The following is a 24864-nucleotide window of genomic DNA, read 5'->3' as shown; positions in this document are numbered from 1 at the left end:
ATACATCTCCGTGGCAATGATGGCTCTAATCATTATTCACGGTAATTTTCCCCAAAGCTATTTTATCCAGAATCCTGTCATTTGTCACAACATTTTGCCCCGGCAAAATCTCTTCCAGATAGTATTCCCCATCCCAGTTTACCAGTTTTTCCGGCATCATGGAATATCCTGAAAAATCCCCATTTTCCACGATATACTGAGCAAACTTTGAAGCCAGAGCGTGCTTTTGCTTTATTTTGATTATTAGAGACAAATTCAGTCCCGTAGCTTCGAGCTGATCGGGACTCATACTATCAAGCATTTCTTCTGCTTCGTCACGAATTTCGTTTTCTTCTAAACTGCTTAATGTGATTTCCTTGCTAATTGCACCCTCATAATAGATTTCATCCATTATGCACGTATTTATGACAACTTTTTTAGCATAATCACAAACAAATTGTGAATCAAGCCCCGCTGAAAAGTGAGTATTCCACCAATGCTTGGGATTTTCAGGATCATATAAAAGCGCCTGCTTCTGAACAAATGCTTCCACCTCATAGATGTAATATCCAAATTCTCTAAGTGTTATTCCCTTATCATTAACAGTGATTACAATGTCATCAAAATGATCCTTGTAATCAAATCTGCTGAGTATTTTTCCACATACTGCCACTGCAACTAATATGCAGTTTACCAAAAGAATTGCTATGATGGTTTTTCTGGTAGATTTCTTCATCCCGTTCACCTTTGTGATCGTTCATTTCATCAGTGTTTATATGAAACTATCACATTTATCAGGTGGCGGATATAGTACCTTTTAAATAAAATAACTTCTTGTGGGCAATTTCCTCTTTGCCATTCTTTGCCCGAATGCCCTTGCTTCCTCAATCTTTTCATCTATCTTGAGCATATGAGCAAAGAAATATTCCTCACACACAGAAATCCCCTTGCTTTTCAGAGTTTTCTTAAGGGCAAGTACCGTTCTTCTTGACCAGTTTGAAGTTGTAAAAAGAACCACCTTTGATACCATAGAAGGATCAATGTTATTAGCATACTCCCTAAGTTCAGGAGCCATGATATTTGCATATGGCGCTCCACCAAGGAAAAAAATGTCTGCTTTTTCATTAAGCTTTGGCTCGTCAGCAATGCTCACTGCCTGCACACCTACACCTTCCGCAATAGCCTCTGCTATCCTTCTTGTATTACCAAATGGTGTCTTTGAACAATATCTTACTACAATATTCATGATATAAACCTCTTAAATTCAGCCATATTTTACGCAATGCAATTGTATCATATTTGTATCCGGATTCAAGAGTCTAATGAATGCAAGCTTTTGGGCTATTTTAAAAATGCGGTAGACCGATTCCTGCTATTCTCTCTAACGCTTTTTGGCTTTATGCAAAAAGCAGCAGAATGATTTTTTCTAATCTCTCTGCTGCTTTTTGCATATCTACGAAATACGTTAGAACAACTTCTGCTATTCTCTTCACTGCTTTTCGGCTATCCATAAAGTGCGGCAGAAATCATCTTTTGTTATCTTTATGAATATCCTCAAATTGTTCTTCTACATCATCTGAATATGGAAGATTGCCAATCTTAGCCTCTGTATCCTCAGTGTACAACAGATTCCTAGCATCTTCACCATCAACAGGATAATCATTCTTCGGATTATTTAAACTGTATAGTCTTTCGCCATAATTATCCTGTGGCATTTTCATCTGTGGAACATATATTCCATCCTCTCCCCACGGCTTTATCATGAGTATGTCCATATATTTGTTTTCTTTTAAAAATCTGATTGAAACTACTGTGCCTTCACTATTATCTTCGCCTCTTACTATTTCTACCTTGCTCTCATCATCAGATAGATTAAGAAGGAAACGAGCTGATGACACCGGATCAAAGTATCTGCTGTAAATTCCATTAGAATCTGACTTTGCATGATCGTTCAGATATTCACCAAGTCCGTTTTTGCAGTAATTAATTGCATCATTATCACTACCATTATTAAAATATGCGCTTTCCAAATCCTTAAAAGAATCAATATTGTCGTACATATCAAGATGCTCACCCACTACTTTGTAGGTTCCATCTTCCGCTTCACCCATCTTGATTTTCTCTATCCACACATATAGATGCGGCTCGGAATCAGTGGCATAGTAGTGAATTTCACCCTCTGTCTTTTCCTCGTTCGTGCAATATGACATAGAACCAGCCTGTCCTTTTACTTCATAGGCGAATGGCCATGGACTTGACCAGCCAAAGGTCTCCCCGTCCTCATCTTTAAACAACACACCTTCATTAACAAGTTTTGTCTGAACATCCTTGGTAGAATCGCTTAATATTCCCTGAACATCCCTGTTACTAAAGCTCTGATCCCATCTCCATAAAAGCTGCTCCTGAGGTGTAGTTACGTATTTAGCGTATTCTGAACTGTCTTCAATAACTTCTCTGCCTTCAGTAGATGCCAGTTTTTCTCCTTTGTTTTCAGTTGTCAAAAGTTCTTCCTTACTATTATCTTTTCCATCTACAATTATGCTCTCTTTAGCTTCATCAACGCCTGATATTACTGGAGAATTCCCTTCTCCACCAACTACACTTTCAGACGCGTTCGTCATAAAACAGACTGATAACACTGTGCTGATTACAACCAGCATCATGATTAGCCAGAATGAGGGCTTTTTATAATTGAAAATCTGCTTAACTCTCGTCTTTACTCCAACCTCACCAAATGCGAGGGGATAAGCCAAAATTAGCTTCTGATGAGTACTGCAAAGAAGAAGAGATGTTGCATAGGACTTCTTCTCATCAAGTGACATGCGGCTAATAACCATCTCGTCACAGGATAGCTCTATATCCTTACAAAAAAGAATATAGGAAATCCACACAAGAGGATTGAACCAGTGGATTGCAAGAAGAATGAAACCAAACTGCTTGCGGAGATGATCCTTTCTTCTGATGTGTGCCTTTTCATGAGCAAGCACATTTTTCAAGGTCTCATCATCAAGTCCTGAAGGCAGATAAACCACAGGTCTGAAAATGCCAAGTATAAAAGGTGTATCAATTTCATCTGAAATAAAAGCGCTTACACTTCCGTTGCTATTTTTCATAGAACCACAAATTCCATCCCTATCCGTTCCACCTGCAAGCATTATAGATGCTCTGGTCTTTTTCCAAATAGAAACGAAACTCAAAACCGCATAACAAATGACTGCAAACACTCCAAGAAGCCAGATTATACACAGAGTTTTCAACATACCATTTCTACGTATCAAAGTGCCCAATTTACTTTCATTAGTGTAGGTTGTTGTTATTTCTTCAGCAGGAAGATAATCCTTCTCTTCAGATAAGGCTTTATCTATGCCACCTCTGCCGTTTACTTCTGTACCATATCCTGCATCAGAATATTGCACAAAGGTATGGCGAGTCTCTACAGCCGCACTTCCCGTTCCTTCTGCATTGAAAAACCTCTCGACTACTCCGTTAAAATCAGGCATTAAGCCTATCTTAGTCTCAATCTGAAATGGAATCGCAAGTCGAAGAGCCACTATAGCCCACAAGACACCCATAAACCACTTCGGTCCCCTCTTAAGTGGAAATCTTATCAGAATAACTGCCAACATAAGAAACACAGCAGATATGCTCATTTCTATGATCTTTATAAAAATTGTCCCCATACGTTTCCTCCATCCTACTATCAAGCCTTACCCTATTAGCCACACATAAAAACTATTATCAAGCAGTGTACTCTTAGCCTGTATGCCCATAAAAACTTTTCAAACAGTGTCTTCTTACTGGATAAGAGTTTTATGTTTTTTGTTTCTCTTTGGAAAAACAAAAGCATATCCTCAGCCAATATCTACATTCTAATCCTTTGCCCTGTCGATAATCTTCTTTATCTCATCAATCTCTTTTTTTGAAAGCTTCTGCTTTGATGTGAATGCCGCCAGAAATGCCGGAAGTGATCCCCCAAAGGTCTCCTCAACAAACTGCTCACTCTTTTTTCTATAAAAATCATCTTTGGAAATAATGGATGTGACTACGCCATCCACATTTTGAAACAGTCCTTTCTCGCAGAGCTTTTTTAAGACAGTGTAGGTGGTTGATTTTTTCCACCCGAATTCATCAGAGCACAGTTTAACCAGTTCTCCTGATCCTACCGGTTCCCTTTCCCATATGAGCTCTGCAAACTGCATCTGAACTTCGCCTAATTCAATCGCCATATTGCCCTCCACTACTTGATTCAAATCATTTTGGCTTGTTTATATGGAACTTTATCAAGTTTCAACACAAAATTAGTTCTTATTTCCAAACCAAAAAGATTTTGGTCTATCATGAATCGACTTTATATTTAAAGTTTATTCACGATAGACCAATTTGTCAACAATTATTTTGTTTTGATTACAGCGCCAGTTTTTGCTTCATTTCATTATATTTTTCAGAAGTCATAAGCGCAGTTTCATTGGTGTCTTTAAGCTTAACCGTGTATGTCCATCTGCCGTATGTTTCAAGCTTTTTAACTGCCTGAGTTCTGACTATATAGGACTTATGGCATCTCATGAATATTTCCGGATCCAGTTTTTCCTGGATTGAAGAAAGCGAAGCTGTTGTAAGAAAAATCTCATCCTTAGTCACTATCCTGCACATGCCATCGGTACGCTCTACCATAATGATATCTCTGGTGTCGACTAGATTTATCTCTTCCTTTCCACGAATAATCAGCTTCTCATATGCTGCGTCATTCCTGGCTGATTCATTCTTCGTTCCTTGGGGCACAGAGCTTTGCTCTTCCATCATGCTCTTTATTCTGCCAAGTGTCTTACCGATTCGCTCAAGGTCAAAGGGTTTTACAAGATAATCAAAAGCGTATATTTCAAAAGCATTAGCCATATACTCGCTGTGGGCTGTGGCGAAAACAATCTTTACCTTTGGATCCACTTCAGTAATGGCCTTTGCACATTCAAGCCCGCTCTCCCCCGAGAGGTCTATATCCATAAAAACAACATTGGGGCGAAGCCATAAAAAGTCGCTGATAGCCGTAGCAAAATTGCCGCATGAGGATACCACTTCGCAATCGGATGTTTTCTCAATCATTTTCTTTAGAATAATCCTTATCTGTTCCTCATCCTCAACTATCATGACTCTTATCATAGCTTCTCCCCATTTATTGGCCTTTGACCGTGCAGTCGTTGTTATATTTATCAGCTTTATTGCTTTATTATTGTTTGCAACCTGCAAGCTTATTTCTTATCCTTCTTCGTCTCAACATATTCAGCAATGCTGTTCCCAATATCGTTTTTCATTTTAGTATCAGCCTGAACATTCTTAAGATTATAGTAGTCAAGCACACCGATATTGCCGCTTCTTAAAGCTTCCGCCATTGCTCTTGGAATATCAGCCTCTGCCTTGACAACCTCTGCCTTCATCTCCTGCTCCAGTGCTACCGCCATTGCTCTTCTCTCCTCTGCCTTGGCCTGCGCAATCTTGGTGTTGGCTTCTGCCTGAAGACTCTGAAGATTTGCTCCGATATTTCTGCCAATGTCGATATCGGCTATATCAATGGACATGATTTCATAAGCAGTACCGGAATCAAGACCTTTTTCGAGAACAACTTTTGAAATATCATCCGGATTCTCAAGGACACTGCTATGTGTCGTAGCTGAGCCCACAGTTGTTACAATTCCTTCTCCTACTCTTGCAAGGACAGTTGCTTCACCGGCACCGCCAATAAGCTGATCGATATTTGTACGTACCGTCACACGAGCCTTAACAAGAAGCTCTATACCATCTTTTGCCACTGCTGAAATCTGAGGTGTCTCAATTACCTTGGGCGTAACGCTCATGGTTACAGCTTCAAAGACATCGCGTCCTGCAAGGTCAATCGCTGATGCCTGCTCAAAAGAAAGGTTCATACTGGCTCTCTCTGCGGCTATAAGCGCATTTACTACGCTATCCACATTTCCGCCTGCAAGATAATGAGCTTCAAGCTGATTTGTTGTAACATTTATCCCTGCCTTTGTGGCCTTTATCAGGGGACTCACAATCTTGACCGGTTTAACTCGGCGAAGCTTCATTCCTACCAGTGAAAATATACTTATCTTAACTCCACTTGCTACCGCTGAAATCCACATACCAACCGGGATTACAGCAAAGAACATAACTACCAGTATTATTACTATCGCTGCTATTATTATAGTTGCCATCATTTTACTTCTCCTCCTCGACGATTATTCTGTTATTTTTCACTTCTGTTATTACAAGGGCAGAATCTTTTTTTACATAATAATTTGCAGATAGAATGTCCAGCTTAACGCCATCAAACTCGCCCTTTCCGGCAGGCTTTAAATCTGTTATTGCAATTCCTTTTTTCCCAATGAGGAATTCCATATCTTTTTCTTCTATGAAAAGATTTTTTCCCTGTAGATCCTCATCAAGCTTAATCGGTGATTTTATTTTCTTTGAGCTGAATATCACTATGCTCACCACTAGCATTACAGCGATTATTACGATAGTGATTACACCCACCATCACTCTTTCCTGAAAATTCCTTCCGGTTAAAAAAACACCGGCAGCGGTGAAGATGATACCTGCTATCCCGGGAAATCCAAAACCGGGCATGTAGAACTCGACACCTATCAGAAGTATTCCTATTATCAGGACTATCACTCCCAATATCTGAACTGATCCCATAATTATTCTCTCCTACAAATACAAGTTGAAATACGATTAAAACCGATCGGATTCGGATACCGTAAGCACCCATGTGCCGTGCACTAGAGGCAACCAGTTCCTCTATGAACGATATGTTCGTCCTCTTTTCCAAAACTTATGGTAAAGGCTGTCTCCTCATCATCCGACAAAAGCTCGATATCTCCATCGTTTTTACTTAAAATGTTGGATACGATTGCAAGTCCCATTCCGTGGCCGTCCTCCTTCCTTGTTGAAAAGCCTTTCTTAAAAATACTCTCTCTGATGCTTTCCGGGATTTTAGGCCCATTATCCTCAACGCTGAAAATATATCTCTCAGGCGTTTCATTGATCTGTACTCTGATTTTCTTTTCCTCTCCATCAAAATCTTCAAGCGCTTTCATCGCATTGTCGATTAGATTGGAAAGAATCTTGCACAGCTCCCAGTCCTCAATTTCGAGCTTTTTAAGATCGGATTTTACATCAATCAAAAACTCGATTCCCTTAGCTTCAGCTTCTGCCATCTTGGCTGCCAGGAGTGCGTTTATAGCAGGCTTTGACGTCTTTACAGCTTTCCCTGTTTTAAGCAACTCCTTGTAAACTTTTCTGAGGTATGAATTCATTTCATCATATTCCTCAAGTTCCATCAGCCCATAGATAATTTGCAGATGGTTCAGGTAATCGTGCCTGTCCATTCTGAGTTTGTCATTTAATTCGCCCAGATTTTTGATACTTTCGCGAAGAGCATCATTCCCGGCGATCAGCTTCATGTAATTCTTTATCAGAACAGCAATGCACACAATAAGTATTACAACCAGTACGACAATAAGATATAAATATTTATCTCCCACAACCGCCTCCGTTTTCTATATTCTCATAATAGCACTGCTGCCGTTTTCAACAATTCATTCTCTCTCAATTATACAAAACTGAGCCTGAAATGACATAAAGTCAGGACAATACTTCTTAAGAAGCTATGAAATAAAAAATGCCCCGCAGTTATCACACCACGAGGCATCACAAATCTTCATTATAAATAATTGTTAATCATTACATCAGTTGCATTGATTACTTGATTTTCATTTTGCAGGTAAACTTTTTACCTTTTGAGGCATAAAAAGCATTTACTATCTGAATATATATAACCTGATCTTTCTCTAAATTCATTGTTACAGTTCGCTTGGCAACGTTATTTTTGCCTGGTACTCTGTACGCAAAAGGAAACTGATTAGTACCTGAATACCCCTTTGAATATCCAGGAACATTAGTTATTTGATTCTCAATCCCGGTAGGTCTGGTAAACTGCACGTATGGGAGGCATGGTGATTTACCTTTAGCTCTCGGCTCACTGAAAGTAAATGTATATTTTTTTGTTTTTGGAACAACAAACTTTATAAAACCAGCAAAATAGTCGGAAGTCTTCTTCTCTTGAATTTTATATGTTCCTGTTTTATTAATAGTCACAGCGACTGATTCGATATAAGACTCTTCGGGGATCCCAAAGTCACCAAAGGGAAGTTTTAGCGTTTTTGTCTTAGCCTCAGCCACAACCGGATTCGCCAGTACAATCGTCAAAGCAAATACTAACGCGACCGACAATAATCTACGCACAACCTGCCATGTTTTTTTCCTCATATTTTTACCCTCCAAGAAAACAGTGAGAACTACCTGTTTACACACCTGCAATTCTCACATACCGAAATACCATTGCAATTATTATTCTAATTACTTTTTCAAATCAGTACAACTACAAGATATAGGTAGTAACTCGCTCCAATGCTACTGTTTCTCTCATAATTATCCCAAATATAACTACCATATATTAGCCATAACGAGGCGTATCTCTTATCATTGGTTTCAACAGGAGTCAAAAGAAGCATCTGCAGCCTGATATATTTTGAAAGAATTTTGTATTTCACCTAACGAAAAGTGCAACTTACCGCAGTTGCACTTTTTTTGTGCGCAAAATCAGGTAATATCAACTCAGAACCAAGAAACAAGTAGTTAAAGAAAAGAGGCACAGGATGAAAAAGGCAATCGAAGTAACCAATCTGCAAAAGAGATATGGCGACCACACAGCAGTGAATAATATTTCCTTCTCCGTAAACAGGGGCGAGCTCTTCGCATTCCTTGGCGAGAACGGAGCAGGCAAGTCCACAACCATAAACATGCTGAGTACAATCCTTCCCAAGACTTCGGGAAATGCTTACGTGATGGGACATGAGCTTGGCAGGGATGATGACAATATAAGAAAAGAGATTGGAATTGTTTTCCAGAACTCGGTGCTGGACGGTAAGCTCACAGTCAAACAGAACCTTATGACCAGAGGCGCCTACTACGGATATAGCACAAAAGAGATAATGGCAAGGCTTGAAGGTTTCTGGGATGATTTCAATCTTGGAGAGATCTGGAATAAAAAATACGAGAAGTTATCCGGAGGCCAGAGAAGACGTATCGATATAGCGAGAGCTCTTTTGCATAAGCCCGGGATACTGTTCCTGGATGAGCCCACTACAGGACTGGATCCAATGTCCAGAAAGATAGTATGGGACTACATCAACTACCTTAGAAAACACGATAACCTGACGATCTTCCTCACCACCCATTACATGGAGGAAACGGCGGAGGCAGACAACGTGGTGATCATGGATAAGGGAAACATCATCGCTGAGGGAACGCCGGCAGAGCTTAAGAACAGATACACAAGCAAGAAACTCATTTGGTACACCGAGGAGAGCGAGGAAAGCACAAGGCTGATCAGCGGCGCCGGGAAAACCAAGTTCAAATATGAAGTTGATCACTACAGCATCGCAATGAACGAGGGAATCACGGAATTTATCTGGAACAACAAGGGACTTATCAAAGATTTTGAAATCATAAAAGGAACTATGGACGATGTGTTCTTAACACTTACCGGAAAGGAAATGGTGAATGTAAATGGCTAAATTAAGAAGCTTTTGGGGACTTACAAAGAGAAATATGCTGGTGTTCTTTACAAATAAAGGGTCGATTTTCTTTTCAATGCTTACCCCGATGATCATCCTCCTTTTGTATATTCTTTTCCTGAAGAATACGCTGCTGTCATCACTTAATGATGCGGCTAAAGGTCTTGAAAACATAATTGCAGCCAAGGATATGGAACAGTTTGTGAACGGACTCCTCCTTACAGGTATCATCAGCTCTGCGCTGATAACCATTCCCTACAACGCCCTTGAGATCATAGTAAGTGACAGGGAGGACAAGGTGGATTATGACATGAGAGTCACACCGGTCAAGAGATTCGAGATCATTCTTGCCTATTTCTGCGCATCAGTTATTTCAGCATTTCTCCAGACCATGATCGTACTTGGACTTGGAATCGGAGTACTCAGTGCTTTAGGCGAAATGTACCTGACAGCAGGCGACGTGGTAAGACTTGTGGGCGCAGTTTTACTTGGAACAGTTTCATCAACCGCAGCATTCATGGTAGTCATGATGTTCTTTAAAAACATGGGTACCTGCAGTGCCTTCATGGGAATCCTGTCGGCAATCTCAGGCTTTGTGATCGGAGCATACATGCCTCTTTCGCAGTTTAACAGAGGAATCCAGAACGTCTGCAACCTTGTTCCCGCAACAGGAGTTACAGTGCTTATAAGAAATTACCTTACGGGCGGAATCTTAAGACATATGGATGAGTGCATCAGTGGCCTTGACGGCGGCGCATTCAAGGAAGCCATGCTTGATGTTTTTTCATATCGCACAATCATAGGTGGAGATATTTGGACATTGAATCTGACCTGGACATATATAATAATTATTACAGTTATCTTTTTAGTAATCATGAGAGTGGTATATCCTGCTGTTTATGGCAAGAGATAAAGGGGAAAATTGTGAGGGTTACATTCAATCAGATCAAACAGGGAGAAAACGAGAGCGCGGTGATAAATGCCTACGAACGCACGCCTTCCATCGAAACTGCAATAGGGCTTCTGGAAAATGGGGAACAGATCATCGTCGGCTACAAGGACGGCGAGAAAATGCCCTGCAGACTATCCCAGATTTACTATTTTGAAACCGTTGATGACAAGAGCTTTGCCTACACCAAGGACACCTGCCTTGAGGTAAGGAGCAGACTCTACGAGATCGAGCAGAGTCTGGACTTCAGGTTCTTCAGGTGCTCGAAATCCATGATCTGCAACCTTCGCAAGATCAAAAGCGTCAAGGCTGAGAGCAACGCCAGAATGCGGGCTGTCCTCCTAAACGGCGAAGTCATCATCATCACAAGGAGCTACGTAAAAGAACTTAAAAAGAAACTGGGGTTATTAGTATGAATAAAATAAAACTGATTATTGAACAGACAATGATGATAAGCTTTATGGTCCTGTGCTACATAAGCGTCTATGGGCTCGTTATCCTGCGAAAGGATGATTTTGGATTTGACTGGTACATACCCGGATCCGTTGTGCTGGCCAGCTTTTTCTGCAGCCTGATTACGGTGCTCCTTTTATATAACTCCACCGAGTCCAAGGATGAATCCCCGGTGAAGTATTACATCAGCGTTGTGCTACATTTCATTTTGCTGTACGGCGTGATCATGGGATTTGGATACTTTTTCTACTGGTACCGCTCTACCTTTGGCTTTATCTTAACTTCTGTGATGTACGTGCTGATCTACGCAGGTGGCTGGGTAGGAACACTGCTTCTGTTCCGTCACGATGAGAAACTCATCAGTGACGCCTTGGATAAAATCCGCGATGAGGAATAATGAAAATGGTCCATAGTGCTACTGTCATCAAATAAGTCGACTTTATTACTTGTCTAAATTGCCTTCTGCTGCGTTGGCGTCAATCGCCGTACCGCCCGTGGCTACGGCGATTGAAGATGACGAAGCGTATTGAGAATTAGACAAGTAATTTATCAAATTGTCATTCAGACAAGACACTAGTTGGTCGCTTACAAATGAAGTACAAAAAGAAAAGACTCAAGCTGCGTATAAACTTGAGTCTTTTCTTTTTATTCCTCGCCCGTATATGTTCTAGTATAGTGTACCATGCTTACTTTCTTGGCAATCCCCAGTATAAACAATGCTGCCATAATAGCAATTGCTGCTTCAAAACTGAAAAAGCTTACTACTATTGCAAATAATAATAGGAAAATAGCTGCAAACTTTACTGTAAACTTCCCAGATAGTGATTCGATATGACACATACGCTCATCATGCATTTCGTTATAGATTTGTGTAAGTTTCTTATCATCCTTAAGAGCATTTGAATACTTTACAAGATGATAAATACTTATGATGTCCAATACGATTACCATTCCTATTACAAATCCCTGCATGAAATCAGCATAATTAGATGTTGCATACCTTGCAGTTATAGTTGGTCTCTGTGACACAAAATACAATGCTGCACTAAGTAGTATAATTCCAACATATGCAAAATTCTGTTTTTTAATTGATTCTCTCATCTGATTCATTTTTTTGTTATTCATTAGTCTTCTTCCTCCAAGCTCTCAAAATCAAATACTTCCTCAATATTCATATTGAAGTGATGTGCAATCTTATACGCTAATATCAGAGACGCTGTATATTTTCCTACCTCTATAGAGGTAATTGTCTGACGCGTAGTTCCAACAATATCAGCAAGTTCAGATTGCGAAAGTTTATTCACTTTCCTTAACTCCTTTATTTTGTTTTTCATGACAGCCTCCATACTCTTGCTAAGTTTGCTTTGCAGATATAGTATAGTTTGCTTTGCATATTATGTCAAGTTAACTTTGCATTATTTTTTATCTTTTTTCAAAAATCATCCGTAAGCATTAAATAGGAAGCCCACACAGAATACCATTTTGAAAAATTCAGAAAGTTTAAGACTTTTCCTACTTTCTAAACTTTTAGTCAACAAAGTTCATGCAGATTTAATCTGCAGGTTTTCTTATGCAATAGCCGTGGGGCCATTTTAAGAAGAATCCCCCATTGATACAGCCCTAAATATTCATATTACGGGCAGCCATTCAAAAACTCTTTCACATCTTTTGCAAATTCCTCCGGATCTGCACAATGTGCATCGTGTCCGAATCCTTCCAGTTTATACATTTTCTTCATGGGAGCGCTGATAGCCTTAAGGTACTGCTCTGCTTTTTGTACAGGGCACACCCAGTCCTCTGAGCCTGATATCAGGCAGACCGGCATAGAAAAATCCATAGATTCCTTGCATGCATCAAAGGAGAGCACAAAGTCAAAGAGTTGCTTGTTCTTGTCTACATATTTATCAATATCTCCCATTTGAAATAAAAACCACCGCAAGTCATCTATACCTGCGAAGGGAGAAAATAGTGCCAATCCAAACTGATCTGCATGTTTTTCCACAGGATGATAGATTGAAGTTTGATTTCGAAGTGAGAGCAAATTGGGAATCCCAGGATTCTGGCAATATTCTTCATAGGCTTTTTCCATAGTGGAAGTATCATCTCCGGCAGCCTTCGCTTTTTCCATGGCATCATCGTAACTGTACATATCAGCATCTGCCAGGGATACCAGCTGTCCAATTCCTATATATGCCTGTACCTTGTCTGCATGTGCCTTTGCATAGACACTTCCCAAAACTGTCCCATAAGAATGTCCCATAAGAATGACCTTGTCCTGCTCGAATCTGTCACAGGCATAGGAAACAAGCACATCCAAATCCTCCAAAGCCTGTTCAAAGGTAGCTGTCTGATTATCAGGATCAGTCTTTTCATTTTTAAAATAAGTTCTTCCGCATCCTCTCTGATCCCAGGCAATAACTGTATATTCATCAGTAAGATAATCCGAAAAACAATAGCTTATAAATGTATCCGGAGAAGAAGGTCCTCCATGAAGATAGATAATCACCGGATTCGATGTGTTCTCTCCCATCATCGATACATATTGCTGCTGCCCATTAATATCCAAGTATGTAGTTTCATTTACACCTCCTTTGTACATCATCTTATGGTGCATATAATTGGCAGTTCTAAAAAAAAGTATAATCAGAATGCCTGCTAATATAAGAATCATTAAAGCAATAAGTATAAATTTAGTGATTTTTCTTAAGTTGTTACTATTTGCTGTTTTCATTTTCCTGTAGTAGCCCTCTACTCTTATCATATTATCTTCCGATCTCTCCATTTTCCACTTCTGAAGCGCCATATATCAAGTGCAGCCTTTATGCACCAATCAAGTACCATAGCAAGAGCTATTCCAATGACACCCATTCCCATCCACAAAGCAAGGATAAATGACAGAGCCGTCCTGCATACAACTGTGGCAAAGATAGATGCCCACATCGTAAATTTCACGTCCCCTGCTGCTCGAAGCCCGGATGAAAGAGGTCCGGAAAAAGGTTGGACCAGCGCAGAAAACAGGTTATGTATCGCAACTATTATCAGTATCAGACGCTTAGTCTCATCGGAGAGATTATATAAAGTAAGCAAAATCGGAGTCAGCGCCATTACTATAACATTCCAGATGAGCGCAAGTAAGAGCGACAGCCTCGTGAGCTTTTTTATATTCCATTTTGCAGCTTCATAGTCACCTGCTCCTACGCACTGTCCGACTACTGTGATGAACACCGTTCCCATGGACATGCCCATGCATGCAGCCAAAGACCAGAATGTCTGCCCTGTGGTGTTTGCTGCTATCTGCGAGGTTCCAAAGGTTGCTGTAAGCATACCAAGAACAACCTTGGCAGCCTGAAAAAGGGTGTTTTCTATTGAGTTCGGAATAGCCACACCTAATATGCGACCTGCCATGGGAGCATCAAGGCGAAGTGAATCCCGAATCTTTATACTGATTCTGGGATTACTTAATGCTTTAATTTTTCCAAGAAGTTCATCAGAAGCTCTTGTCTCAATACACAGCGCTGTCATAATAGCTGCTGCCACATACCATGAAATCGTAGTCGGCCATGCAACTCCGGCGGCACCGGCCTTGAGAACGAATATCCCTATCGCATTTCCCACAACATTAACAAGGTTTGCTACAAACGAAACCCACATGGTTACTCTGGTCTGTCCCATTGCACGAAAAACTGCAGCCCCGGCATTATAAACAGCATTCGCCGGGAAAGACCATGCCACTATCCACATGTATATCTTGCAGGCTGCCAGTGTATCTGCCTCTGCCTTAGGATACATTGTCTGAAGAAGAGATGATCCGAAAAAAAGCATCATCACCATACATAGCAAAGAAAGTGCCCCACCTATAAAAAATATCTGAGAAGCGGATAAATCCGCATTATCCTTTTCCTTACTTCCTATGTATTGAGATATAACTACTGATCCTCCTGCGGAGATAGCTGTAAACAGATATATGAAAATGGTGTATACCATGGTATCAAGCCCTACACCGGCAACCACGGCTTCGCCTGCATAACTGACCATCATGGTATCTGCAAGTCCTACCACCATCTGCAGAAGCTGCTCTATAAGGAGCGGTATGATCATCGCCTTTAAAGCAGCATTATTAAACCGTTTACGCTCATCCGGTAAATATTCTCCTGGTTCTATTATCCTCTCAAGCATAGTAATGTTTTCATATGAACTACATATGAAAAACCTCCATTTCTTTTGTTTTCTATACCATAAATATGATATCATTTTTTCGAAAACAAAACCTGATAGTTATTGGTTTTGCTACCGATTCATTTGTTAATATTTGGAGGCACGCATGAACAACAAAAAGCTTGCAGTCATTTTCCCGGGCATGGGCTATCACAGCGATAAGCCGCTTCTTTATTTTTCAAAAAGAATCGCCCGTGAAAATAGTTATGAAATAATCGAGGTTAATTACAAATTTCCTCATAAAGCACGTGAGATTATGAACGACAAGATCAGGATGCAGGAGGCTTTTGAAACAGCCGCCGATCAGATAAAAGAAGTCCTTGGTAATATTTCTTTTGAAGATTACAGTGATGTTATTTTTATTGGAAAAAGTATTGGCACAGCTTTGGCTGCGCATTTTGACAATGAACTGCAGGTTGGGGCAAGGCACCTTATATTTACCCCTGTTCCGCAGACTTTTGACATAATAAGAAAAAATGCAGGCATAGTCTTCCATGGTCTTGATGACCCCTGGTGTCCCAATGACGTCGCCGAAGCAAAATGCAACGAGCTTGAACTTAAGCTTTACACAGTGGATAAAGCCAACCATTCCCTTGAAACCACGCATACTGCAGAAGATATTCGTAATCTGAAAGACATAATGCTGAAAGCTGAGCAGTTTATATTACAAGGTTAATCATTTTTCAGGTAAAGCTCCAAATATTTCTGCACACTTTTTGCAGCCTTTTTTGCTATCGCCCGTAAATTCATCGCAAAACTCGCTCACAATACCTTCAACTGCATTCATGGCAGAAGGCCCCTGATCGTCAAATGCAACCGGTGCATCTTCTGTGGTTTTACTAAGCCAAAAAGTGGCACCGGTGACAATTGTATATGCGGGAGCTTCATCAAATATTCGTGCGTTTTCGACCGCCTTCTCCACACATTCTCTCATTTCTGTGTGTTTTGATTGCGCCTCAAATATAACCGCCTTTATTATTTCAAGATTTGCGAGCATTTTTGTTCCAAAGCTGGCTTTTGATTCTTTGTAGATTGTTTTTAAGATCATCTCCAAATAACCAATCATACTAAGCGCGGTGTCATATTTTCCCTCATGCAAAAGAGGATCAATCCACCGGCCGGTAACATTGATCACATTCATGCTGCTTAGATAGAGGCCTTCTGAAAAGAACTCATAGGCCTTTTCTATATCCTTATCATCCCGGTATACTTCGCCAATCTCCGCATCATACATACCATTAATATTTATCTCTTTTAATAACTCGATCCTTTTCTTTGAGTTTTTCTCAAGTAGTGCCAGATTGTGAAGTATAGTAAACTCGTTGCGGGTTTAGCCCGAATATAAGTGCTGACCAGGTTGCACTTCCTGTAATCTGATACACAAGCCAGGTAAATGCAATGGCATCCACCGAGTCTCCAAATCTGTTAATAAGATTCGATGTTATAAGCTTTCTGCAATTAGGTATCTTCAATATGTCTTTGTAAGTAATCTTTTTTTCTTCCATTTTAAAGCCCCTTCCAAACTCATTTTCTTGTAATGATTGTATTGGAAGAGGCTGATTATATTAATACACAATTTTTCTAGTTTATAAAGATATTTTTTTCGTGTTTGGAAAATTCGACTTACACTGCATCTTCCTTAAGGGCTTCTATGATGTTGTCGTCCTTTATCTTGTTGATACTTAGTCCCATGCTGATACCCAGTATTCCAAATACAGCCAGTACAACTACGCCATAAAACAGTAAGTTCGGATTAAAGGTATACAGCGCCGAATCAAAGGACTTATACATCATAAAGCTAAGCAAAAGCGATATCGGAATCCCCCACAGAAGTGCCTTGAATCCATAGAGAAATACTTCAAGCCATATCATCTTTTTAAAGCCTAAATTATCAAGCCCCACAGACTTATACATTGCAAACTCTTTTCTTCTTAAAAGGACTCCTGTAGAAATGGTGTTCACAATATTTGCAACAGCTATAAGCGTAAGTAATGTGGAAAAGCCGTACATAGCTGTGTTTAGCATAAGTGTAATTGTGTCCATGATTTTCAGGGAATCAGTCAGGTCTGTACAATAGTAGTTGTGATAACCCTCCTCCTGCATAAGCTGATAGATTTTGGAATAAACAGCCTTATTATCTGTAGTCTCAACTGCAAGGTCCAGTGTCAGCTTATCTTCAGGAAGTACCTCTTTTGCCTTCTCATAGTAAACCGACCTTGGCACAAAGACGGTCATTGTACCTCTTGGTACATACTCAAGAACTTTATTGTCAGCTGTATAGGGAACCCGTGCCGCCACTTCAATTGCTGGTGGAAAGCCCATAGTCTCATCATAATGAAGGCTCTGACCTATGATGCCGTCATTAAATACAGGTGCATCATTAACCTCGTGGAAGTAGCTGTTTAGGAGGACTCCTCTAAGTTGCCCCGAATAATAATCCTCTCTTGAAAGCCCGTTTTCATCAAGTATTTTATTAAAATCCTCATCATCAACTATTGCTACAGACATACTATACAGATCAAAAGCATCCGGCTTATCCCTAAAGCTCTCCGTCAAAAATGCTCTATCAGCAATATCTGTGTTGGCCAGGGTGGTATATTTATCATCCGGCTTTTTCTTAAAAGCAAACTGGATCATTCCGGCACTGTAAACATCCTTAACCCCGTCCATGTCACGAATTTCACTCCGCAGTCTGTCACTTTCATCAAGTGTGCATGAAGCGATGATCTGATAAGGGATATCAACATTGTAGTTATTAGCCCTTGCTATTGAACTGCAAAAGAAATTGATAGTCAGGAAAAGTATTATTGAAACCGCAATGGAAATTGTAATCACTTTTCCCTTGCCCCCATTTCTCTTGATATTCTTGTAGGCAAGCTCGCCTTCGTAGCCAAATATCTTACGAATAAGCGGATTTACACGCAGGTTCCTCGCTCTGACCTTAATGGTTGTACTCTGTCTAAGAGCATCGATAGGCATTATTCTGGCTGCTTTAATGCCCGGAACCAGCACAGAGAGCATAATTGTAAGAGCGGAAAAGAAAATAATTGCGATAATTACAGATGGCTGGCATACGATTGGGATTGTTCCTCGCATTCCCTCTGCCCCTGCCAGAATATCTGCTTCAAGGATCCTTCTTCCAAGTATAGCCAGCGTAATCCTTGTTCCGATATATCCCAAAAGAAGTCCTAACGGAATACCGATAATACCAAGAACAACGCCTTCGTAATAGATTGAAAATCTCTTTTGACGCGCCGTGGCGCCGACACTTGCCAGCATTCCCAGATATCTCATTCTCTCAGTAAGAGACATTCCTATAGAGTTAAAGATAAGAATAACTGAAGTGGCAATTACAATTATCAGAGCAATTCCCATAAGTACGAAAAAGCTTTTGTAGGAACCGGCACTGCCTTCAAATGCAAATCTACTTAGCATATATTCAGTGTTTATAGTATATTTCTGTATTCCATACTTTTTTACTATATCCTTGATCTGCTTAATTGCTGAACTGTTACACTTTTTTAGCATTATGGAAACCTGTGCCGCATCCTGCTTCGGAAAATACCCATCATCCATGCCGCGCAATATATCCCAGTCCTTCGTGGCGCGGTTTCCATGCAGAATCGCTGTGATCGTGCAGGTCTCTGCGGAATTTGCTTTAAAAAGTTCGTCTGATCTGTAAGTTCCTCCAAGATATGAAAAGCCCTCAAGCTCATCATCTATATATCTGTAACCCTCTTCAAACGTGAGCTCATCACCCACCTTAAGATCCAGCCCGTTATCTTTGAGAAACTTCTCCTCAACAGCGATTTCCGATGAGTTTACAGGCAAATTGCCTTCATAGTCTGAAACAACTCTCATAGAATAATCCTTCATAGTAGCATGATCGATGTTTCCTACTCTGAATCTTTCATCTGTATCTGTTAACAGCCTTACTCCGCTCTTTTTCCCATCGAGCTCCCTAAGCCCCACAGTTTCAAGTGTCTTATCATTTAGAAGCTCCTTATACTGCTCTTTAGATACCTTCTCAAAGACAGTATGTGCAGCTCCTGAGGTCTGAACCGAAATATAGCCAAAGAAGCTAAAGAAAGAAAATACGCCAAGAAGAATAGCACTGATAAGCGCTGTTGAAGTAGCTATACCAAGAATTGTTACTATTGATCTTTTCTTGTTTTCCAGAAGATGCCTTAGTGTTAACTTCGATATGATATTCATGACGCCATCACCCCGGCTTTCCCCGAATCCCTGGTAATCTGACCATCTTCAATTGTAATTACTCTGTCAGCAGAAAGAGCAATCCTTTCATCGTGAGTAATGATGATAACTGTCTGGTTGTTTTCCTTGTTGAACTTACGAAGGAGTGAAATTATCTCCTTGCTGTTCTCAGAATCAAGGTTACCTGTGGGCTCATCCGCAAGAAGGAGTGCCGGATGATTCATGAGTGCACGTCCTATGGATACCCTCTGCTGCTGCCCGCCTGAGAGCTGATTAGGAAGATGAGACAGCCTATTCTTTAATCCAAGCTTATCTACAAGATCATTAAGCAGAGCCTTATCAGGCTTTTTACCATCAAGAAGAATCGGAAGTGTAAGATTCTCTTCCACATTCAGAATTGGAATAAGATTGTAAAACTGATAGATAAGCCCTATGTTTCTCCTTCTGAAAATCGCAAGCTTTGTTTCGTTTAGTTTGCCGATGTCGGTTCCTGCTATATTGCAGGTTCCTGATGTTGGTACGTCTACTCCGCCAAGTATATGAAGGAGTGTCGATTTCCCGGAACCGGAAGGCCCGACGATTGCCACGAATTCTCCCTGTTCTACGTCAAAAGAGACATCCTTAAGAGCATCAACTCTTGTCTCCCCCTGACCATATACTTTGCATAAATTTCTGATCTCTAATATTTTCATTTTCATGCCCCTTTCTCGTAGCAGGTGGTGCCATATCTTCAAGTGATAATGTGTTCTTGGATCATTTAAGTAATAAATTCATACCAATGCTGGTTTTTAGAAAATCACTCGAAAGAATGCATTTGTCATCACTTCCATCTGCTTTGAGAATAGATTATCGTCTTACCCTTACTATCAAATGACTTTTTGATTACAATTTAGTCACATATTCTTATATCTCCGTTTTTATGATTAACATCGGTCAAATCCGTTATTCCCTAAAAGTGCTCTGCATATAAGCACACGGATTTTACCTTATTCTTTCATAAAATTGTCTTGTAAAACCTTACCCTGAACCTTGTTCCTTCCCCTTCGTTGCTTTCCACAAGGATATCTCCATGCTGGCTTGTGATTATCGACTTTGATAGAGCAAGTCCTATTCCCACGCTGTCTTTTGATGCATTTCTTCCCTTGTAGAACCTTTCAAAAATATGACTTATTTCATCCTTAGGTATTCCGCAGCCATTATCTTCTATAACTATTTCCGTGAAAATGTTGGTTTCATGCGCAGTTATTTCTAGTTTTCCACCTTCGTCTATATGTTCAATACAGTTTTTCACAATATTCTGAAGAGCTTCTATAGTCCAGTTTTTATCGCATTTTACCTGCATGTTTCTGTTTTCATGATGATATGTGATATTTTTAAGCTCCATCTGAATTTCAAAGGGATTTATCAATTCGCTTATCAGATCATCTGCATTTATTATTTCAGACTTCATGGCAATCGTGCCTGCATCGATCTTGGATAATTTAAGAAGTGTCTGTATCAGCCAGTTCATCCTGTCAAGCTGATTGGACTGTGTTTTTAGGAATTCCTCTCGCTTTTGTTTATCCTCTTCTGTCATGAGAAGGTCATTCATCACTATCATAGATGTAAGCGGAGTTTTAAGCTGATGGCTGATATCTGCGATAGCATTTGCCATTGCTACCTTATCTTTCGATAGAAGGTCTTTTTGATGGCACAGAGTTGATGTGGCTTTGTAAATATTCGTTTTTAATATAGACAGCTCTCCCTCCTCCTGGTCCAGGATATTTGGAGGTTCCCCGCCTGAAAGTACCTTTTCAAGATAAAGATTAAGAACGCTTATGTCCTCATATCTTCTCTTTGTTATGAATACAAATCCGCATGTTATGGTCACTCCAACCACCAGTAATAGAAAAAATGCGGATATGCCACATAGTGCATATCCGCATATTGAAGCTACTGCGGTAAGTGCAGCTGCTAATAGTATCATTATTCTTAAGTCTTTGTTTTTAAGCATAGCTATGTTCCCCAATTTATTCCAAAATAACATTATTAAATGCGCAGCCTTCAAAACCGGATTCTTATCATTTATCCACAATATATCCAAGCCCTCGTACAGTCCTTATAATCCTAGGATTCGCAGGATCTTTTTCTATCTTATCTCTTAATCTCTTGATGTAAACCGTCAATGTATTATCATTTACAAAATCCCCGTTAACATCCCACATATCTTCAAGCAGCTGGTTTCTGGACATAACGTTTCCTCTGTTATTACAAAAAGCAAGAAGCAGCCTGTATTCCAGTGCCGTTAGGTCAATCATATCCTCTTTTCCAGATGATTCATCTACTATTCCGACCTTGGCTTCGCTTACATGTATGCGCACATTTTGAATTTCAAGAATGCCCTCTGTCTCAGAAGTGCTGTTATCTCTGCCACGTCCGCTTCTTCTAAGTACAGTCTTTATCCTGGCCATAAGCTCATTTATCCTGAAGGGCTTACACACATAGTCATCTGCTCCCATCTCGAGCCCCATGACTACATTGACTTCCGCGTCACTGGCAGTTAGGAAAATTACAGGCACATCCTCTTTTTCCTTAATGTATCTGCACACATCATAACCATTTCCATCAGGGAGATTTATATCCAATATACATAGATCAAAGCTCTTTTCACAAAAAACTTCCAGCGCCTCGTTCTTCGTCCTTACATGAACCACCTCATAATTCTCTTTTTCCAATGAATATTTAAGCCCCATGCCAATGGCATCATCATCTTCCAGCAAAAACAGCTTCATAATGTAGCTCCTCATATTTGTTTGTGTCATATAGTATTTTTACTTTAGACACCAATATCATCATATTACAAATATCAGGCTTTTACATTACAGTTTTGTCACATTTCAAAACACTGCTAGTCTTTTTTCTTTTGGAACATAGTATGGGCTGTTTTCATCTATATCATACACTTCATAAAATTTATCAAACTGTCCCAGTATGAAATTCACTCTTGCCTTGCCAATAAGATGAGTATCTTCCATAGCGCGGTCAATGTCCTGTTCAGTAATATAGCAGGCATTTTTCCCGGCATAGGTTCTAAAGAATAAATCATAATCAGGATTTTCTTTTTGTTCCAAAATTTTAAGGCAGCACCTCATAGCCATAAGATCAGCAAAGGTCTCATTTTTAATAAGTTCACCATCTATCTTGCGACCGTATTCAACTTCAAGGCCATCGAAAAAGTCAGTAATTTTCTGCTGATTCCCGGTATATGCTGATTCCTCATCCTCCGTCATCCATGGTTCCCACCATCCACGCCAGTCATAGTTAATTCCTGTAGGATCATAGGAATGAGCATATTCATGAGCTATTAACATTCCATAGTAACCAAGCATTTCTTCGAATGATGCTGTTTTGGAGCAATAAGGATTAACGAGTACTCCACTACTTACGTAAAGTGCATTATAAGCAGGTATAAAATAGGCATTTACCTCAAACAAATTTGCATTAAAAATCTGTCTGTTCTCATCTTCTTTCTTAATCTGTCCTCTTGCAAAACGTTCCTTACTGACAAGAAGTGATATATAATCGTCTACCAGATTTCCGGATAGATTTATATCAGAAAGGTCATTTTCTATTTCATTTTTCCCAAGACTTACTCTCATAGTAAGAATCTTATGCTTAGCCAGCTCTTTTCCATGGGTACCAAGCCACTCTGTATTATCTATAATATCTCTATAGCTATTCTTGATGTCCTCAACCATATCAAGTGATCGCTGTTCATCGAAGTCCCCAAGATATTGCTTGCTGTAAGCTTTATTTATAGCATCAGGAGCATATGTTTTTATAGCCTTGCATGCCTGATCACTATACTCTATTCCATATGAAACTTTTAGCACATCTTCGCCATAGAGTGTAAATAATCTTGTAATCGTCCCTAAAAGCATGTGATCCCTTATGGCTTCCACATTTTCTTCCTGATAAAGTGTATTAAGAAGGTCTGAAAAGTTATCTTTTGCAATAAAATCCTTATTTTTTCCAAGTGCTTCCAGGCTTCCAAGAATGTCTATCACTGGTACAGAAACATTTTCTTTTTCAAGTGTCGCAGAGTCAAAATAGACGATGTCGTTTGTGACAGGAGCTTTCCAATAATCATCTATCATCTCCCCTACAACAGAGGCATTATCAAATATTTCTATTGTTCTTTCCTCTGAATATCCAAGCTTTTCCATCAAAGAAAGAAACTCTTTTTTGGCAGAATCATTTGGATTATCCTCAGAAAAAAGACTCTTGAAATTATCCATATCGCCCATCATACTATTTGGCTCGAACCATACCGCATGATAGCCATTATAATCAGCTGAAACAGTAAATTTAAAAGCCTGGCTGAACATCATATACTCTTCTGTTTGATAGAGTTTGTAAATATCTTCGAGGCTTTTTATGTTTTCGATTGGCTGCAAGTGCTCTTTTGCTGAATCAATTCTCTGATCATAGTCCCCCGTATCTAAGATGTGACGATAAATAGATACTGCTTTGTAAAGATCACTATCCTCACTAATTTCATTTAAATCAGTATTATCAAGGATGTCCCTTATTGCCTTATCGAATTCCTCCTGTTCATCCCACCAGTATGCATCACCACTATCGCTATTTTGTTTTTTCTGCTCTTTCCACTGTTCATTTACAAATTCGTCAAAGTCTGCAATAGGTTTACTATTATCGTCTATTTTTGTAGCAACAAACGATGATGCAGCATCATCGCTTATTTGATCACCTGCATTTGTGCTTGTTTCCTCATCCGATCCTGTACTCGCTTCAGGATTTATTTCCTCACCCGATTCTGTACTAACATCAGGTGAGTCAGTTTTTCCACATCCTGTAGAGAGAGCAAATACTGATGCCCCCAGTATTATTATCATTTTTCCGGTAAAAAACTTCCGGGCAACTTTTCTGTATTTCATAGACAGTCCCCACTTATTTTGTATTTTTGCATTGCTCCCTGCAATGACTTTTATGACCTGAAGTCATCAACCTCGAGAGAAGCTTTTTTATAATCGCCAAATCTCTGCAAGAAATTTAATAGCGCAGAGGAAAAGGCCATTGCCAGCGATAAGAACATAGTGAAATCAGAAATTGAGAGGTTCTTTTTAAACACAGCCACAAAAAGAGTTGCATAAATAAGCCCCTTTATAATGACATAAGCTATCTGAACAACAAAGGCATGCTTATACCACAGATCGCGGTGAATATCCATTTTTTCAATTGTTTCTTTATTTACTTCTTCCTGTTTACCGGACAAAAAATCGCTCAGTCCAAAGAGTCTTATATCCTTGGCAAAGTCAAAATCCTGAGTAATCCTGGTCATATATTCTAATTTGCGGGATGTGGGAGACATTTTATCCCACACCTCTTCTTTATCGACCCTGACTATTTTTCTGTAAT

General features: G+C 39.8%; 26 protein-coding genes. 5 read left to right on the top strand and 21 right to left on the bottom strand.

The genetic code is table 11. The features are described 5' to 3' along the window. Window positions 1-25: 25 nt before the first annotated feature. The 9 genes from G622_RS0111460 to G622_RS0111420 all read right to left on the bottom strand — a co-directional run bounded on the left by G622_RS0111460 (window position 26) and on the right by G622_RS0111420 (window position 8304). Complete coding sequence (locus G622_RS0111460) at window positions 26-715, bottom strand: hypothetical protein (protein ID WP_026510846.1); 690 nt, start codon at window positions 713-715, stop codon at window positions 26-28. An 81-nt stretch (window positions 716-796) separates the two neighbouring features. Further along, window positions 797-1225, bottom strand: coding sequence for a flavodoxin family protein (locus G622_RS22630; RefSeq protein WP_044957544.1), 429 nt, complete (start codon window positions 1223-1225; stop codon window positions 797-799). Window positions 1226-1505: 280 nt separating this feature from the next. Continuing rightward, entirely contained in the window at window positions 1506-3659 is a 2154-nt protein-coding gene (locus tag G622_RS24630) for a M56 family metallopeptidase (RefSeq protein ID WP_049945812.1), read from the bottom strand. Window positions 3660-3848: 189 nt separating this feature from the next. After that, the gene (locus G622_RS0111445) at window positions 3849-4205 is read right to left on the bottom strand and encodes a BlaI/MecI/CopY family transcriptional regulator (RefSeq protein WP_026510845.1); all 357 of its coding nucleotides are present in this window, start codon (window positions 4203-4205) and stop codon (window positions 3849-3851) included. A 178-nt stretch (window positions 4206-4383) separates the two neighbouring features. Next, complete coding sequence (locus G622_RS0111440) at window positions 4384-5133, bottom strand: LytR/AlgR family response regulator transcription factor (RefSeq protein ID WP_026510844.1); 750 nt, start codon at window positions 5131-5133, stop codon at window positions 4384-4386. A gap of 89 nt (window positions 5134-5222) precedes the next feature. Continuing rightward, window positions 5223-6188 carry a flotillin-like protein FloA gene (gene floA, locus G622_RS0111435; RefSeq protein WP_026510843.1) on the bottom strand — a complete coding sequence of 322 codons (966 nt, stop codon included), beginning with the start codon at window positions 6186-6188 and terminating at the stop codon, window positions 5223-5225. A 1-nt stretch (window position 6189) separates the two neighbouring features. Continuing rightward, a complete protein-coding gene (locus G622_RS0111430; protein ID WP_026510842.1) occupies window positions 6190-6672 on the bottom strand; it encodes an NfeD family protein in 483 nt (160 codons plus the stop codon). A gap of 83 nt (window positions 6673-6755) precedes the next feature. Then, entirely contained in the window at window positions 6756-7520 is a 765-nt protein-coding gene (locus G622_RS22620; protein ID WP_049945810.1) for a sensor histidine kinase, read from the bottom strand. Between the two features lie 217 nt (window positions 7521-7737). Further along, window positions 7738-8304, bottom strand: a complete 567-nt coding sequence (locus G622_RS0111420) for a hypothetical protein (protein WP_026510841.1) — start codon at window positions 8302-8304, stop codon at window positions 7738-7740. Between the two features lie 389 nt (window positions 8305-8693). Here G622_RS0111420 and G622_RS0111415 point away from each other — a divergent pair, with 389 nt between their 5' ends. The 4 genes from G622_RS0111415 to G622_RS0111400 are packed head-to-tail and all read left to right on the top strand — an operon-like array spanning window position 8694 to window position 11413. After that, window positions 8694-9614, top strand: a complete 921-nt coding sequence (locus G622_RS0111415) for an ABC transporter ATP-binding protein (protein WP_026510840.1) — start codon at window positions 8694-8696, stop codon at window positions 9612-9614. After that, window positions 9607-10527 (top strand): ABC transporter permease, encoded by a 921-nt coding sequence (locus tag G622_RS0111410; RefSeq protein ID WP_026510839.1) that lies wholly within the window; start codon window positions 9607-9609, stop codon window positions 10525-10527. The genes G622_RS0111415 and G622_RS0111410 overlap by 8 nt, the downstream gene beginning before the upstream one ends. A gap of 11 nt (window positions 10528-10538) precedes the next feature. Continuing rightward, window positions 10539-10979, top strand: a complete 441-nt coding sequence (locus G622_RS0111405; protein WP_026510838.1) for a LytTR family DNA-binding domain-containing protein — start codon at window positions 10539-10541, stop codon at window positions 10977-10979. Next, entirely contained in the window at window positions 10976-11413 is a 438-nt protein-coding gene (locus G622_RS0111400) for a hypothetical protein (protein WP_026510837.1), read from the top strand. Before G622_RS0111405 ends, G622_RS0111400 begins: the two co-directional genes overlap by 4 nt. A 248-nt stretch (window positions 11414-11661) precedes the next feature. Here G622_RS0111400 and G622_RS0111395 read toward each other — a convergent pair whose 3' ends face one another. From G622_RS0111395 to G622_RS0111380, 4 genes are all read right to left on the bottom strand, one after another. Further along, the gene (locus tag G622_RS0111395; RefSeq protein ID WP_026491883.1) at window positions 11662-12141 is read right to left on the bottom strand and encodes a hypothetical protein; all 480 of its coding nucleotides are present in this window, start codon (window positions 12139-12141) and stop codon (window positions 11662-11664) included. Next, entirely contained in the window at window positions 12141-12350 is a 210-nt protein-coding gene (locus G622_RS0111390) for a helix-turn-helix transcriptional regulator (protein ID WP_026490098.1), read from the bottom strand. The genes G622_RS0111395 and G622_RS0111390 overlap by 1 nt, the downstream gene beginning before the upstream one ends. 299 nt (window positions 12351-12649) lie before the next feature. Then, the gene (locus tag G622_RS0111385) at window positions 12650-13777 is read right to left on the bottom strand and encodes an alpha/beta fold hydrolase (protein ID WP_196814208.1); all 1128 of its coding nucleotides are present in this window, start codon (window positions 13775-13777) and stop codon (window positions 12650-12652) included. Further along, the gene (locus tag G622_RS0111380; protein WP_044957543.1) at window positions 13774-15192 is read right to left on the bottom strand and encodes an MATE family efflux transporter; all 1419 of its coding nucleotides are present in this window, start codon (window positions 15190-15192) and stop codon (window positions 13774-13776) included. The genes G622_RS0111385 and G622_RS0111380 overlap by 4 nt, the downstream gene beginning before the upstream one ends. Window positions 15193-15337: 145 nt before the next feature. On the opposite strand from G622_RS0111380, the gene G622_RS0111375 reads away from it, so the two are divergent. Further along, window positions 15338-15907, top strand: coding sequence for an alpha/beta hydrolase (locus G622_RS0111375; RefSeq protein WP_026510834.1), 570 nt, complete (start codon window positions 15338-15340; stop codon window positions 15905-15907). On the opposite strand, the gene G622_RS0111370 is transcribed toward G622_RS0111375, so the two are convergent. From G622_RS0111370 to G622_RS26170, 8 genes are all read right to left on the bottom strand, one after another. Further along, entirely contained in the window at window positions 15908-16465 is a 558-nt protein-coding gene (locus G622_RS0111370; protein ID WP_026510833.1) for a hypothetical protein, read from the bottom strand. A 52-nt stretch (window positions 16466-16517) separates the two neighbouring features. Then, the gene (locus G622_RS0111365; protein ID WP_026510832.1) at window positions 16518-16736 is read right to left on the bottom strand and encodes a hypothetical protein; all 219 of its coding nucleotides are present in this window, start codon (window positions 16734-16736) and stop codon (window positions 16518-16520) included. A 118-nt stretch (window positions 16737-16854) separates the two neighbouring features. Then, the gene (locus G622_RS0111360; RefSeq protein ID WP_026510831.1) at window positions 16855-19446 is read right to left on the bottom strand and encodes an ABC transporter permease; all 2592 of its coding nucleotides are present in this window, start codon (window positions 19444-19446) and stop codon (window positions 16855-16857) included. Beyond that, window positions 19443-20138, bottom strand: a complete 696-nt coding sequence (locus G622_RS0111355) for an ABC transporter ATP-binding protein (RefSeq protein WP_026510830.1) — start codon at window positions 20136-20138, stop codon at window positions 19443-19445. Before G622_RS0111355 ends, G622_RS0111360 begins: the two co-directional genes overlap by 4 nt. Before the next feature lie 302 nt (window positions 20139-20440). Next, the gene (locus G622_RS0111350; RefSeq protein WP_026510829.1) at window positions 20441-21439 is read right to left on the bottom strand and encodes a sensor histidine kinase; all 999 of its coding nucleotides are present in this window, start codon (window positions 21437-21439) and stop codon (window positions 20441-20443) included. A 67-nt stretch (window positions 21440-21506) separates the two neighbouring features. Next, complete coding sequence (locus G622_RS0111345) at window positions 21507-22217, bottom strand: response regulator transcription factor (RefSeq protein WP_026510828.1); 711 nt, start codon at window positions 22215-22217, stop codon at window positions 21507-21509. Between the two features lie 105 nt (window positions 22218-22322). Continuing rightward, window positions 22323-24383 carry a M13-type metalloendopeptidase gene (locus G622_RS0111340; protein WP_026510827.1) on the bottom strand — a complete coding sequence of 687 codons (2061 nt, stop codon included), beginning with the start codon at window positions 24381-24383 and terminating at the stop codon, window positions 22323-22325. A gap of 50 nt (window positions 24384-24433) precedes the next feature. Continuing rightward, window positions 24434-24864, bottom strand: a 431-nt coding sequence (locus G622_RS26170; RefSeq protein ID WP_044957541.1) for a hypothetical protein, incomplete at its 5' end; no start/stop codon positions are given.

The sequence above is a fragment of the Butyrivibrio sp. LC3010 genome (genome assembly GCF_000424385.1).
Classification (GTDB): Bacteria; Bacillota; Clostridia; order Lachnospirales; family Lachnospiraceae; genus Butyrivibrio.
Note: the sequence above shows the minus strand (reverse complement) of the source record. Positions and strands in the feature narration are given on the sequence as shown.